The organism is Streptomyces sp. NPDC057287 (assembly GCF_042667905.1).
Classification (GTDB): Bacteria; Actinomycetota; Actinomycetes; order Streptomycetales; family Streptomycetaceae; genus Streptomyces.
Genome location: NZ_JBHUYV010000017.1, coordinates 94364 through 108098, shown reverse-complemented (window position 1 = coordinate 108098; position 13735 = coordinate 94364). Strand labels below are relative to the sequence as shown.

The following is a 13735-nucleotide window of genomic DNA, read 5'->3' as shown; positions in this document are numbered from 1 at the left end:
TCGCGACCCCTTCTTGATCATAGGTTCGGTCCGTGCGGATAGCATCCGGCGCATGGACCCCAGGGAGCAGACGGTACGGGCGGAGCCGCGGCTGGAGCACGCGGTCGTGGACGGCGTGGCCACCGTCGTCATCAGCAACCCCGCCAAGCGCAACGCCATGACCGCCGGCATGTGGCAGGCGCTGCCCGCACTGCTGGAGGCGCTGGCCTCCGACCCGGGCGTGCGGGTCCTCGTGCTCACCGGCGCCGGTGACACCTTCTGCGCCGGTGCGGACATCGGTTCCCTCCAGGACCCCGGCGGGCGTCCCCAGGCACTCGCCGTCGAGGCGGAGGAGGCCCTGGCCGCGTTCCCGGGGCCGACGCTGGCCGCCGTGCGCGGATACTGCGTCGGCGGCGGCAGCCAGCTCGCGGCCGCGTGTGATCTGCGGTTCGCCGAGGAGGGCGCGTCCTTCGGCGTCACCCCGGCCAAGCTCGGGATCGTCTACCCCTCGTCCTCGACGCGCCGGCTCGTCTCCCTGGTCGGCCCGGCCTCGGCGAAGTACCTGCTGTTCTCCGGCGAGCTGATCGGCACGGACCGCGCCCTGCGTACGGGGCTCGTGGACGAGGTCCTGCCGGTCGGCGGACTGGAGGACCGGGTGCGGTCGTTCGCGCAGGTCCTGGCGTCGCGCTCGCAGCTGACGCAGGCCGCCGCCAAGGAGTTCGCCGACGGCCGTGAGGACCGCGACGCCCACTGGTCGGAGCAGGCGCGCGGCAGCGGCGACACCGCGGAGGGGGTCGCCGCCTTCCTTGAGCGCCGCGCTCCCCGGTTCACCTGGGCGACGGGCGGCGCGGGGACCTCGCCTACGTCAGGATGAACCGGCTCCTCGCCCGCCATTCCTCGACCATGGCCGCCGGGGCCTTCTCCGGGGATCCGGTGTCGTAGGGCGGCTGCGGGTCGTACTCGGTCAGGAGCTGGACGGACTGGGCGTACGTGTCCCCCGCGATCCTGCCGAGCAGGGTGAGGCCCATGTCGATCCCCGCGGAGACCCCGGCGGCGGTGACGTACTTGCCGTCCATGACGACCCGCTCGCCCGTGGGCTCGGCGCCGTAGGCCTTCAGGCCGTCGAGGGCGAGCCAGTGCGAGGTGGCGCGTCGGCCGGTGAGCAGTCCGGCGGCGGCGAGCAGGAGCGAACCGGAGCACACGGAGGTCGTCCAGGTGCTGGTGGTGTCTGCCGTGCGCAGCCATCCGAGCAGCGCCTCGTTCTCCATCTGGTCGCTCTGTCCGGGGCCTCCCGGCACGATGACCAGGTCGGGGGCGGGCACCTCGGCGAGCGTGCGGTCGGCGACGAGCGAAAGGCTCCCGCTGTCGTTGCGCACGGGTCCCGTCCGTTCGGCGACGAGCACGGCCTCGGCTCCCGGAGCCCGGCTGAGCATCTCGTAGGGGCCGACGGCGTCGAGCGCGGTGAAGCGGTCGAAGAGCACGATGGCGATCTGCATGGAGGGTCCTCTCCCAGGTGGTGTCGTCACGCTCGGACGGACTGCGGGCGGAAGCGCTTGCGGTATTCGGCGGGCGCGGTGCCGAGGGCTTTGAGGAAGGCGCGGCGCATCGCCTCCGGGGTGCCGTAACCGCTGGCACGGGCGATCCCGGCGACGCCCTCGGTGGTGTCCTCCAGCAGCCGGCGCGCCTGCTCCAGGCGTACGCGCTCGACGTACCTGCCGGGGGTCAGGCCCGTCTCCGCCTGGAAGGCGCGGGCGAAGTGGCGGGGCGAGAGCCCGGCCCGGGACGCGAGCGCCTCCACCGAGAGGTCCGCGTCCGGATGCTCGGTGACCCAGTGCTGCACGTCGCGGAGCGGCTCGCGGACGGCCGTCTGCGCGGTGAGCTGGGCACTGAACTGCGCCTGGTTGCCCGGACGCCGCAGGAAGACGACGAGATGGCGGGCGATGCCGAGCGCCACCTCCCGTCCGTGCTCCTCCTCGACCAGGGCGAGCGCGAGGTCGATACCGGCGGTGACGCCCGCGGAGGTGGCCAGCCGTCCGTCGCGTACGAAGATGGGGTCCGGGTCCACCTCGACGGCCGGATGGCTGCGGGCGAGCTGGGCGCAGACCGACCAGTGGGTGGTCACCCGGTGGCCGTCGAGCTGGCCCGCCGCGGCCAGGAGCAGGGCGCCGGTGCACACGGAGACCAGCTGCCGTGCCTGCGGGGCGTGGGCCCGGAGCCAGCTGATCAGCTCCGGGTCCGGGGCCCTCGTGCCCGCACCGCCCGGAACGAGGAGCAGATCGGGCGTCCCGGCGTCGGCGAGAGCGCCGTCGGGGACGAGGGTGAGGCCGCTGGAGCAGCGGACCGGTGCGCCGTCCAGCGAGGCGGTGCGCAGCTCGTAGGAGATCCCCGGGAAGCGGGAGGCGCCCGCGAAGACCTCCACGGGGCCGGTGACGTCGAGGCTCTGCACGCCCTCGAAGAGGACGACGAGCACGGATCGCTGCTTCATGTCCGCCATCCTGGGCTGCCGGCCCGGATGGCCGCAATGACGAGTTCCCCACCTTTCCTGCCATGCCCGCACCGCAGTGCGCCGGCGCCCACCCCGGGGCTACCCCACGTACCAACCAGTCGGTAACGTGCGGGCATGAGCACTCTTCCGCCGCGCGCCGGGCGCCGCTGTCACAACGCACTCAACCCGCTGCACTCCTGCGTCTACTTCTCCCCCGACCTCGGCAAGGAGTTCGCGGAGCTGGGAGTCGACCACGAGAGCCGCGTCTACTTCGCCGCCCGCGGCGCTGCCCTGGGCGCGGTCGGAGCGGGTGCGGTCACCGCGACGTTCTACAACTTCAACCACGAGCTCGTGGCCCGTCACCTGCCCGCCGTCTGGTCGGACATCACCCCCGCGGCAGCGCTCGACGCGCGCCTCCGGGCGGCCGACTCGACGCTGCGCCGGGTGCTCGGCGAGGACGTGCTCGCCTCCCCGGAGATGGCGGAGGCGGCCGCGCTCGCCCTGCGCGCCACCGAGGCATGCACCCGTCACGCCCGCCCGCTGTACGCGGCGCACGCGGACCTGGCGGTGCCGGACCAGCCGCATCTGGCGTACTGGCACGCGGCGACACTGCTGCGCGAACATCGCGGGGACGGGCACCTGGCCGCGCTGCTCTCGGCAGGTCTCGACCCGCTCGAAGCCCTGGTCAGCCACACCGCCACCGGCAAGGGCATGGCGCCGCGCTGGATACTGGCCACCCGCGGCTGGCGGCGTACGGACTGGGACGCCGCGGTGGAGCGGCTGCGCGGCCGGGGTCTGCTGGACGCAGAGGGCGAGCTGACCGACGCGGGCACCGCTCTCAGGGCCGATCTGGAGGAGGCGACGGACCGGATGGACGCCGCACCGTACGAGCACCTGGGCGCCGACGGCGTGGCCCGGCTCACCGAGCTCGGGCGCGGGTTCCTGTTCACGGCGGCCTCCGCCGGGGCCTTCCCCGACGACCTGGTCGGCAAGGGCTGACCCCGCGGACGTACGGCAGGCCCCTCCCGTGGCGCGTCGCTCGGCGGCAGGGGCCGCCGCGCACGACCGGCCCGTCGACCTTGACGCCCGGGCCGTGATCGACCAGGTCACGCGACACGGCACCCGACGACCCGGCACAATGCAGGCGAAGGTGCCCACCCGGGTGTGGAGCGCCCCGGAGGCACAGCCAGCACAGCCAGTACGAGAAGGCGAGTCGGTAAAACCGTGACGACGTCCATCGAAGGCAGGATCGCCGAGGAACTCGGCGTACGTGAGCGTCAGGTGCAGGCGGCCGTCGACCTGCTCGACAGCGGGTCGACCGTGCCGTTCATCGCGCGCTACCGCAAGGAAGCGACCGAGATGCTCGACGATGCGCAGCTGCGCACGCTCGAGGAACGGTTGCGGTACCTGCGGGAGCTCGAGGACCGCCGTGCGTCGGTCCTCGAGTCCGTGCGTGAGCAGGGCAAGCTCGACGAGGCGCTCGAGGCCCGGATCCGGGCGGCCGACACCAAGGCGCGGCTCGAGGACATCTACCTGCCGTTCAAGCCGAAGCGCAGGACCAAGGCGCAGATCGCGCGCGAGGCGGGGCTGGAGCCCCTGGCGGCCGGACTGCTCGCCGACCCCTCCGTGGACCCGCTCGCCGCGGCGGCCGCGTACGTCGACACGGACAAGGGCGTGGCCGACCCCGCGGCGGCGCTGGAGGGCGCTCGCGCGATCCTGGCCGAGCGCTTCTCCGAGGAAGCCGACCTCACCGGTGAGCTGCGTGAACGCATGTGGTCACGGGGCAGGGTGGTCGCGAAGGTGCGGGACGGCAAGGAGGAGGCCGGCGCGAAGTTCGCCGACTACTTCGACTTCTCCGAACCGTTCACCGCGTTGCCCTCGCACAGGATCCTCGCGATGCTCCGGGGCGAGAAGGAGGACGTGCTCGACCTCGTTCTCGAACCGGAGGAGCCGTCGGAGCAGCCCGGGCCCTCGTCGTACGAGAACATGATCGCGCGCCGGTTCGGCGTCGCGGACCGCGGCCGGCCGGGCGACAAGTGGCTCGGTGACGCAGTGCGCTGGGCCTGGCGCACCCGGATCCTCGTGCACCTCGGGATCGACATGCGGCTGCGGCTGCGCACGGAGGCGGAGGACGAGGCCGTACGGGTCTTCGCGTCCAACCTGCGTGACCTGCTGCTCGCCGCGCCGGCCGGCACCCGGGCGACCCTGGGACTCGACCCCGGCTTCCGGACGGGCGTGAAGGTCGCCGTGGTGGACGCGACCGGCAAGGTCGTCGCGACCGAGGTCATCCACCCGCACGTGCCGGCGAACAAGTGGGACCAGTCCCTCGCCACGCTGGAGCGCCTCGCCAAGGAGCACCAGGTCGACCTGATCGCGATCGGGAACGGCACGGCGTCCCGCGAGACCGACAAACTCGCGGGTGAACTGTGCGACAGGCACCCGGAGCTGAAGCTCACCAAGGTGATGGTGTCGGAGGCCGGCGCCTCGGTGTACTCGGCGTCGGCGTTCGCCTCGCAGGAACTCCCGGACATGGACGTGTCGTTGCGCGGCGCGGTCTCGATCGCGCGCCGGCTGCAGGACCCGCTGGCCGAGCTGGTGAAGATCGACCCGAAGTCGATCGGTGTCGGCCAGTACCAGCACGACCTGTCCGAGGTGAAGCTGTCGCGCTCCCTGGACGCCGTGGTCGAGGACTGCGTGAACGGCGTCGGGGTCGACGTCAACACCGCCTCGGCCCCACTGCTTTCGCGAGTGTCGGGCATCGGGTCCGGGCTGGCCGAGAACATCGTGTCCCACCGGGACGCCAACGGCCCGTTCCGCTCGCGCAGGGCGCTCAAGGACGTGGCGCGGCTGGGCCCGAAGGCGTACGAGCAGTGCGCCGGCTTCCTCCGGATCCGGGGTGGCGACGACCCCCTGGACGGGTCGAGCGTGCACCCGGAGGCGTATCCCGTGGTGCGGACGATGGTGAAGCGGACCGGCGGCGACGTCGCTTCACTGATCGGCAACACGGACACGCTCCGGTCCTTGCGGCCGGACGATTTCGTGGACGAGAAGTTCGGCCTTCCGACGGTCACGGACATCCTGAAGGAACTGGAGAAGCCCGGTCGCGACCCCCGGCCGGCCTTCCGGACGGCCACGTTCAAGGAGGGCGTCGAGAAGCTCGGTGACCTGGCCCCCGGGATGGTGCTGGAGGGTGTCGTGACGAACGTGGCGGCGTTCGGCGCGTTCGTGGACGTCGGCGTCCACCAGGACGGCCTCGTCCATGTGTCGGCGATGTCGCGGACCTTCGTCAAGGACCCGAGGGATGTCGTGAAGCCGGGCGACATCGTGAGGGTGAAGGTCATGGACGTCGACATCCCGCGCAAGCGGGTCTCGCTGACCCTGCGGCTCGACGACGACGCCTCGGCCGGACAGGCCGGCGGGAGCCAGAAGCGCGACCGGAGCGCACAGGGCGGCGGCGAGCGTCCGCCCCGGCAGCGTCAGGGCCAGGGCCAGGGCCAGGGCGGCCGGGACAGTCGCCAGGGTGGCCAGCGCCGGGACGACAGGCGCGGAGGCGCAGGCAGCGGGGGCGGCGGCGGAGCACAGCGGCCCGCTGCGGCTCCGGCCAACAGCGCGATGGCTGACGCACTGCGGCGCGCGGGTCTGACGGGCGGTTCCGGCAAGGGCGGCGCCAAGCGCTGAGGCAGGCGCGCGGGCGGGCGGGGCATCCCCCGTCCGCCCATCGGCGCTTCTCCACGCGACGCCCTCTGGGCGTATGCCTCGTACCGGCAGGGTCCGACACCGCCGCACGGAACGAGTGCTGCGCGAAGCATTGACATGTCCAGGACTCACCCTCACGCTGAGTGCCAGCCCGGGATGCAACCGGTTGCATCGCACTGGTTGCATCCCGACAGCAAGGGCCGTACGCCGGAGGAGCGAGGTCCCCCCACCTCGCACACCCCCTCCGACTCCCTGGTGGAGAGGACTGCCGATGTCCGGTACGAGACAGAGACCCGCCCGCGCCGCCCCCGGCCTGACGACAGCCCGGCTCGCGCCCACCGGCGCCTGGCCACCACCTTCCCCTTGACGCGTGCCCTGTTGTGCAACCGGTTGCAGAACACCGGACCGGGGCGGACCATGACCGGTCGGACCCGTGTGCACCGTGGGCCCGCAGGGGTACGTTCGGGGACAGGCGGCCGGCGCCGCAGGGCGGGCAAGGGGAAATCAACCGTGGCGATGACCATCCGTGATGTCGCACAGGCAGCGGGAGTCCACGTCTCCACCGTCTCGCGGGCCTTCTCGGCCTCGCACCTGGTGAAGCGGGAGACCCGGGACCGGGTCCTGGCCGTCGCCGAGGAGCTCGGCTATCAGCCCAACGAGACCGCGCGGGCGCTGACCACGGGCCGCACCCGGAATCTCGGGCTGATCGTCTCGGACATCGCCAATCCCTTCTATCCGCCGCTCATCAAGGCGGCCCAGGCGTACGCCCGCGTCCGCGGCTACCAGGTCTTCGTGGCGGACACCGACGAGGACGTGCGGGCGGAGGAGGAACTGATCCGGACCCTGGCCCGGCAGGTCGACGGCGTGGTCCTGGTCAGCCCCCGGCTGTCCAACGACGCCATCGCCAGGCTCGGCGGGGACCTCCCCTTCGTCCTGGTCAACCGCCGGGTGGCCGGGCTGTCCGCCGTCCTGATGGACGCGGCGCACGGCGCGGCGCTCGCGGTGGAACACCTCGCGGGCCTCGGCCACCGCCATCTGGCCCTGGTCGGCGGCCCTCGCGGGTCGTGGACCAGCGCCGAGATGCGCCGGGCCGCGGGCGGAGCGGCCGCGGCCAGGGGGATCCGGCTCGACGCCCTGGGCCCCAACGCCCCGACGGAGCAGGGCGGGATCACGGCGACGGCCGCCGTGCTGAGGACGGGCGCCACCGGCGTGATCGCCTACAACGACCTGGTCGCCATCGGCCTCATCGAAGGTCTGGACGACCGGGACGTGCGGGTGCCGCGCGACATCAGCGTGGTCGGCGTGGACGACATCGTGGCCGGCCGCCTGAACCGGCCGAGGCTGACCACGGTCGCCATGCCCACCGCTCCGGCCGGGCGGACGGCGGTCGACCTGCTGATCCAGACCGTCGAGACGGTGGGCACCGGGCCCGCCACGGCGCAGACCACGCTGGCCACCTCACTGGTCGTCAGGGACTCCACCGCAGCACCGGCCGGGCCTGCCGACTGATCGTCCGCAGCACCGGCCGGGCCTGCCGACTGATCGTCCGCTCCACCTTGTTGACCGCTCGATGCGGGTGACGTACCGTCACCGCTGTTCGCATACACGAACTCGGTTCATCATACGGAATCTTGCTCCGGGGCCGGGAACAGCCTTCACCACCGCACCAACCACTGACAGGTGCCTGCGGAGGACGCCGCAGGCGGTGAAAGGAATAGCCAGTGCGTACCGAGAATCAGCACGTCAGGAGACGGAGCGGCCGTGCGGCCGCAACTCTCGTCGCCGTCGTTTCACTCCTCGCGGCGGGCCTCACCGCGCTCTTCGCCACCGGGTCGGCCTCGGCAGCCCCTGCCGCGGGGTCGTACAGCCTGGCGAACGCCGCCAGCGGTCTGTGTCTGGGCGTGCCGGGATCGAGCACCGCCGCGGGGACGCAGCTCGCCCAGAGCGCCTGCAACGGAGCCGCCGGCCAGACCTGGAAGCTCACCGCGTCAGGCAGCGGCTACACCCTGACCGCCGCGAACAGCGCCAAGTGCGCCGGTGTGCGTGACGCCTCCACCAGCGCGGGCAAGGCCGTGGAGCAGCAGAGCTGCAGCGGTGCCGCCACCCAGGTGTGGACCCTGGCGTCGGTCAGCGGCAGCACCTACCGCGTCGTCAACAGCAACGGCGGCAAGTGCCTGAACGTGAAGGACAGTTCGACGGCGTCGGGTGCCCTGGTCCAGCAGAACTCCTGTGACTCGGTGGGCAGCAAGAGCTGGACCTTCACCGCATCGGGCACCGTCCCCACGGATCCGCCGACCGACCCGACGGACCCCCCGACCGACCCCACCGACCCGCCCACGGACCGGCCGTCGTGGCCGTCTGCCAACGGCAGCCAGGCGGTCTCCTCGACCATCAAGGTGTCGGGGACGTACGACGGCGGCATGAAGCGGCTGTACGGCAGCGGCGACCTCGGCAGTGGCGGTCAGGACGAGGACCAGCCCGCGCTGATCGAACTGGCCGACGGCGCCACTCTTCAGAACGTCATCCTGGGCGCCCCGGCGGCCGACGGCGTGCACTGCTCGGGCGCCTGCACCATCAAGAACGTGTGGTGGGAGGACGTGGGCGAGGACGCCGCGACCTTCCGCGGCAGTTCCTCCTCGACGGTCCGCACGGTCGACGGCGGCGGCGCCAGGCTCGCGGAGGACAAGGTGCTCCAGCACAACGGAGCCGGCACCCTGATCGTCAAGAACTTCCAGGTGGACGACTTCGGGAAGCTGGTCCGTTCGTGCGGCAACTGCTCCACGCAGTACGCCCGGCACATCCAGCTCCAGAACATCTGGGCTACCACCCCCGGTGACTCGCTGGTCGGCATCAACACCAACTACGGTGACACGGCGCGGTTCTCGGACATCACGATCTATGACGACGGCGGTCGCGACCTGGACGTCTGCGTCAAGTACAAGGGCACGACGAGCGGCGAACCCAGCAAGATCGGTACGGGCGCCGACGGCACGAACTGCATCTACTCCTCGTCCGACATCTCCTACGTCGACTGAGGCACCCCACGCGCCACGGCACCTGCCCGTCCCGTCTCCGGGGCGGGCAGGTTCTGCGTCAGCCGGACTCGGTGACCTTGCCGTCGGCGACCTCGACCATGCGGGTCGTACGGACGGCCTCCAGCATCCGCCGGTCGTGCGTGACCAGCAGCAGCGTCCCGGTGTACGCCTCCAGTGCCGACTCCAGCTGTTCGATCGCCGGAAGGTCCAGGTGGTTCGTCGGCTCGTCCAGGACGAGCAGGTTGACGCCCCTGCCCTGGAGGAGCGCGAGGCCCGCCCGGGTGCGTTCGCCGGGCGAGAGCGTGTCCGCGGGACGCATCACATGGGCGGCGCGGAGGCCGAACTTGGCGAGCAGGGTGCGCACCTCGGCGGGCTCGGTGTCGGGGACCGCGGCGCAGAAGGCGTCCAGCAGGCTCTCCGTGCCGTGGAACAGCTTGCGCGCCTGGTCCACCTCGCCCACCACGACGCCCGAACCGAGCGAGGCGTGGCCCTCGTCGAGCGGCAGCCTGCCGAGCAGGGCGGCGAGCAGCGTCGACTTGCCCGCCCCGTTGGCGCCGGTGATGGCGACCCGGTCCGCCCAGTCGATCTGCAGGGTGGCCGGGCCGAAGGAGAAGGTGCCGCGGACCACGGCGGCGTCCCGCAGCGTGGCCACGACGGAACCGGAGCGCGGCGCGGAGGCGATCTCCATCCGCAGCTCCCACTCCTTGCGGGGCTCCTCGACGACGTCGAGGCGCTCGATCATGCGCTGCGTCTGCTTGGCCTTGGCGGCCTGCTTCTCACTGGCCTCGCTGCGGAACTTGCGGCCGAGCTTGTCGCTGTCGGTGGCCTTGCGGCGGGCGTTCTTGACGCCCTTGTCCATCCACCCGCGCTGCATCTGGGCCCGGCCCTCGAGCGCGGAGCGCTTGTCGGCGTACTCCTCGAACTCCTCGCGGGCGTGCGTACGCGCGCGTTCGCGCTCCTCCAGGTAGGAGGCGTAGCCACCGCCGTAGAGGTTGATCTGCTGCTGGGCGAGATCGAGCTCCAGGACCTTGGTGACCGTGCGCATCAGGAACTCACGGTCGTGGCTGACGACGACGGTGCCGGCGCGCAGTCCCGACACGAAGCGTTCCAGGCGCTCCAGGCCGTCCAGGTCCAGGTCGTTGGTGGGCTCGTCGAGCAGGAAGACGTCGTAGCGCGAGAGCAGCAGCGAGGCGAGCCCGGCGCGGGCCGCCTGGCCGCCGGAGAGGGCCGTCATCGGGAGGTCGAGACCGATGGTCAGCCCGAGGTCGGCGGCGACCTCCTCGGCACGTTCGTCCAGGTCCGCGCCGCCGAGGGAGAGCCAGCGCTCCAGTGTCTCGGAGTACGCGTCGTCCGCGCCGGGCGCTCCGTCGACCAGCGCCTGGGTCGCGGCGTCCATCGCGGCCTGGGCGTCGGCGACCCCGGTGCGGCGGGCGAGGAATTCCCGTACGGACTCGCCCGCGCGGCGCTCGGGCTCCTGCGGGAGGTGCCCGACGGTGGCGGTGGGCGGGGAGAGGCGCAGCTCGCCCTCCTCAGGCCGGTCGAGCCCGGCGAGCAGGCGGAGCAGAGAGGATTTGCCCGCGCCGTTGGCTCCGACGAGACCGATCACGTCGCCGGGCGCGACCACGAGGTCGAGTCCCGCGAAGAGTGTGCGGTCGCCGTGCCCGGCGGCGAGTTCCTTGGCGACGAGAGTGGCAGTCATCAGGTTGACGATCCTAACGAACCGCGGCGCCCATTCTCCCCGCCGGCCCTGGGTGCGACCATGGCCTGTCCGGCCCTCGGCACGCACGGGGGCGACGTGGATGACAGGGGTGAGCGCGGTGGCGGACGTGATCGTGGTGGGGGGCGGGGTCAGCGGACTGACCACGGCGCTGCTTCTGGCGGAGCGCGGCCTGCGGGTGCGGGTCTGGTCCAGGGACCCGGCGTCCGCGACGACCTCGGCCGTGGCCGGTGCGCTGTGGTGGCCGTACCGGATCGAGCCCGAGGCGCTGGTCGGCGCCTGGTCGCTCGAGACCCTCGGCGTGTACGAGGAACTGGCTGCGGACCCCGCGCCGACCGGTGTGCGCATGGTCGCCGGAGTGCACGAGGGCGAGCACCTCGCCGCGCTGGGCCCGTGGGCCCGCCGGCTGAAGGGCGCGTCCCAGGTGGCCGAGGGTCTGCGGGTGACTCTTCCGCTGATCGACATGCCGGTCCATCTGCGGTGGCTGGAGGACCGGCTGGCCCGGGCCGGAGGTGTGGTCGAGCGGCGTACGGTGCGCGACCTCGCCGAGGCGGCGGCCGAGGCGCCGGTGGTGGTCAACTGCACGGGGCTCGGCGCCCGCGAGCTGGCCCCGGATCCCGGGGTGCGGCCGGTCCGGGGTCAGCTCGTGGTGGTGGAGAACCCGGGCATCGACGAGTGGTTCACCTCGGCGGACCCCGCGTCGAGCGCCACGACGTATCTCTTCCCTCAGCCGGGCGGGCTGGTGCTGGGCGGCACGGCGGAGACCGACGATCCGCGTACGGAGCCCGATCCGCGTACGGCCGAGGAGATCGTGGCGCGTTGCGCGCGGGTGCGGCCCGAGATCGCGGGGGCCCGTGTCATCGGCCACCGGGTGGGGCTGCGGCCGGCGCGGGACGCCGGGGTGCGCATCGAGGCGGAGGAGCTGCCGGAAGGCGGTCTGCTGGTGCACAACTACGGCCACGGCGGCGCCGGGGTGACGGTGGCCAGAGGCTGCGCGCGGGCTGCGGCCCAGCTCGTGGGCTGAGCCGCAGCCCCGGTCGGGCCGGAGGCTCGGGGCCGAGCCGCAGCCCCGGTCAGGCCGGGGGCTCGTGCTTGTGGCGTTCGTCCGACGTGACCTCCGCGGGCCCGGGCCCGATCCGGATCTCGAAGTCTCCGTCGTACTTCGCGTGCCCCTGGATGACCGCAGACTCGACGGCCTCCACGCCGAACTCCCTGCGGACGATCATCGGGTCCTGGCGCAGGTCCCTCATCAGGGACACACACATGCCGATCATGACGATGGTGAACGGCGCGGCCACCAGGATGGTCAGGTTCTGCAGGCCTGCCAGCGCGTCCCCCTGACCGTCACCGATGAGCAGCATGACGGCCGCCACGGCTCCGGTGACGACACCCCAGAAGATCACGACCCACTTGGCGGGTTCGAGGACACCCTTCTGGGAGAGCGTGCCCATGACGATCGACGCGGCGTCGGCGCCCGAGACGAAGAAGATTCCCACCAGGACCATCACGAGGATGCTCATGAGGGTGGCGACCGGGAACTGCTGCAGGACGCCGAAGAGCTGCGCCTCCGGGGTGTCACCGACGCCCTTGAGCTGCCCCGCCTCCTCAAGCCGGATGGCCGAGCCGCCGAAGACGGCGAACCAGACCAGGCTGACCGTGCTGGGCACGAGGATCACGCCGCCGACGAACTGGCGGATCGTCCGGCCTCGGCTGATCCTCGCGATGAACATGCCGACGAAGGGCGTCCACGAGATCCACCACGCCCAGTAGAAGACCGTCCAGCTGGCCAGCCAGTCGGCGACCGCTCCCTCCCCGGTGGCCTCCGTGCGGCCCGCGAGCTGGGCGAGGTCACCGAAGTACGCGGCGATGGAGGTGGGCAGCAGGTCGAGCACGATGATGGTCGGCCCCGCGATGAAGACGAAGACCACCAGGATCAGGGCGAGCACCATGTTGATGTTGGACAGCCACTGGATGCCCTTCTCGACCCCGGACACGGCGGAGGCGACGAAGGCGACCGTCAGCACGGCGATGATCGCGACCAGGAGGCCCGTGCCGGTCTTCTCCATCCAGTTGAGCTCCTGGAAACCGCTGCCGATCTGGAGGGCGCCGAGCCCGAGCGACGCGGCGGAACCGAAGAGCGTGGCGAAGATGGCGAGGATGTCGATGATCCGGCCCACGGTTCCGTGGGCACGCTTCTCACCGATGAGAGGGACGAAGACCGAGCTGATCGTCTGCCTCCGGTGCCGGCGGTAGGCGCTGTACGCGATGGCGAGCCCGACGACCGCGTAGATCGCCCAGGGGTGCAGGGTCCAGTGGAAGAGGGTGGTGGCCATCGCCGTCTGCATCGCCTCGGCGGCGTCCTCGGGACGGGTGCCCGGCGGCGGATCGACGAAGTGGGCCAGCGGCTCGCTCACGCCGTAGAACATCAGGCCGATCCCCATGCCGGCGCTGAACATCATCGCGACCCAGGACACCGTGCGGAATTCGGGTTCCTCACCCTCCTGCCCGAGTGAGATCGTCCCGTACCGGCTGATCGCGAGCCAGAGGGCGAAGACCACGAAACCGGAGGCCGCCAGCATGAAGGCCCAGCCGCCGTTGTGGATGAGGCCGTTCAGCAGACTGCTGGAGACGCTCTCCAGCGAATCGGTGGCGGTGGAACCCCAGACCACGAAAGCGACGGTGAGCACCGCGGTGACGCCGAAGACCACCCGGTCGGTCGAGGCGCGCCGGCCGTGGTGCGGGTCGCTGGGTAGATCGGCGGTGACGGGGAGATAGTCCCCCCGCCCGCCGGTTCCCTGCTCGTCGTGTGACACAGATGGCACC

General features: G+C 72.0%; 10 protein-coding genes and 1 pseudogene. 7 read left to right on the top strand and 4 right to left on the bottom strand.

Annotated elements, in window-relative coordinates; translation table 11 throughout:
• The first annotated feature begins 52 nt into the window (after positions 1-52).
• Entirely contained in the window at positions 53-853 is an 801-nt protein-coding gene (locus tag ACFUNE_RS28665) for an enoyl-CoA hydratase/isomerase family protein (protein WP_383574002.1), read from the top strand.
• On the opposite strand, the gene ACFUNE_RS28660 is transcribed toward ACFUNE_RS28665, so the two are convergent.
• Complete coding sequence (locus ACFUNE_RS28660; protein WP_383574000.1) at positions 840-1475, bottom strand: DJ-1/PfpI family protein; 636 nt, start codon at positions 1473-1475, stop codon at positions 840-842. The two genes, ACFUNE_RS28665 and ACFUNE_RS28660, sit on opposite strands and share 14 nt — an antisense overlap.
• A 26-nt stretch (positions 1476-1501) precedes the next feature.
• Entirely contained in the window at positions 1502-2464 is a 963-nt protein-coding gene (locus ACFUNE_RS28655; protein WP_383573998.1) for a GlxA family transcriptional regulator, read from the bottom strand.
• A gap of 135 nt (positions 2465-2599) precedes the next feature.
• On the opposite strand from ACFUNE_RS28655, the gene ACFUNE_RS28650 reads away from it, so the two are divergent.
• The 5 genes and pseudogenes from ACFUNE_RS28650 to ACFUNE_RS28630 all read left to right on the top strand — a co-directional run bounded on the left by ACFUNE_RS28650 (position 2600) and on the right by ACFUNE_RS28630 (position 9195).
• Positions 2600-3463 carry a hypothetical protein gene (locus ACFUNE_RS28650; protein WP_383573996.1) on the top strand — a complete coding sequence of 288 codons (864 nt, stop codon included), beginning with the start codon at positions 2600-2602 and terminating at the stop codon, positions 3461-3463.
• Between the two features lie 225 nt (positions 3464-3688).
• On the top strand, positions 3689-6142 hold the full coding sequence (locus ACFUNE_RS28645; RefSeq protein ID WP_383573994.1) for a Tex family protein: 2454 nt from the start codon (positions 3689-3691) through the stop codon (positions 6140-6142).
• Between the two features lie 534 nt (positions 6143-6676).
• The gene (locus ACFUNE_RS28640) at positions 6677-7669 is read left to right on the top strand and encodes a LacI family DNA-binding transcriptional regulator (protein WP_383573992.1); all 993 of its coding nucleotides are present in this window, start codon (positions 6677-6679) and stop codon (positions 7667-7669) included.
• A gap of 212 nt (positions 7670-7881) precedes the next feature.
• Positions 7882-8424 (top strand): annotated as a pseudogene (locus tag ACFUNE_RS28635) (RICIN domain-containing protein); the annotation flags it as partial.
• Positions 8398-9195 carry a pectate lyase gene (locus tag ACFUNE_RS28630; protein WP_383574142.1) on the top strand — a complete coding sequence of 266 codons (798 nt, stop codon included), beginning with the start codon at positions 8398-8400 and terminating at the stop codon, positions 9193-9195. The pseudogene ACFUNE_RS28635 and the gene ACFUNE_RS28630, both read left to right, overlap by 27 nt.
• A gap of 58 nt (positions 9196-9253) precedes the next feature.
• Here ACFUNE_RS28630 and ACFUNE_RS28625 read toward each other — a convergent pair whose 3' ends face one another.
• Positions 9254-10894: an ABC-F family ATP-binding cassette domain-containing protein gene (locus ACFUNE_RS28625; protein ID WP_383573990.1), complete on the bottom strand. Its 1641-nt coding sequence runs from the start codon at positions 10892-10894 to the stop codon at positions 9254-9256.
• A 109-nt stretch (positions 10895-11003) separates the two neighbouring features.
• On the opposite strand from ACFUNE_RS28625, the gene ACFUNE_RS28620 reads away from it, so the two are divergent.
• On the top strand, positions 11004-11936 hold the full coding sequence (locus ACFUNE_RS28620) for an FAD-dependent oxidoreductase (RefSeq protein WP_383574140.1): 933 nt from the start codon (positions 11004-11006) through the stop codon (positions 11934-11936).
• Positions 11937-11985: 49 nt separating this feature from the next.
• On the opposite strand, the gene ACFUNE_RS28615 is transcribed toward ACFUNE_RS28620, so the two are convergent.
• Positions 11986-13725 (bottom strand): BCCT family transporter, encoded by a 1740-nt coding sequence (locus tag ACFUNE_RS28615; protein ID WP_383573988.1) that lies wholly within the window; start codon positions 13723-13725, stop codon positions 11986-11988.
• Between the last annotated feature and the right edge of the window lie 10 nt (positions 13726-13735).

What these genes read in the sequence shown, in the direction of transcription:
- ACFUNE_RS28625 (WP_383573990.1), bottom strand. Translation starts at nt 10,894, where the DNA reads ATGACTGCCACTCTCGTCGCCAAGGAACTCGCCGCCGGGCACGGCGAC.
- ACFUNE_RS28660 (WP_383574000.1), bottom strand. Translation starts at nt 1,475, where the DNA reads ATGCAGATCGCCATCGTGCTCTTCGACCGCTTCACCGCGCTCGACGCC.
- ACFUNE_RS28640 (WP_383573992.1), top strand. Translation starts at nt 6,677, where the DNA reads ATGACCATCCGTGATGTCGCACAGGCAGCGGGAGTCCACGTCTCCACC.
- ACFUNE_RS28665 (WP_383574002.1), top strand. Translation starts at nt 53, where the DNA reads ATGGACCCCAGGGAGCAGACGGTACGGGCGGAGCCGCGGCTGGAGCAC.
- ACFUNE_RS28650 (WP_383573996.1), top strand. Translation starts at nt 2,600, where the DNA reads ATGAGCACTCTTCCGCCGCGCGCCGGGCGCCGCTGTCACAACGCACTC.
- ACFUNE_RS28655 (WP_383573998.1), bottom strand. Translation starts at nt 2,464, where the DNA reads ATGAAGCAGCGATCCGTGCTCGTCGTCCTCTTCGAGGGCGTGCAGAGC.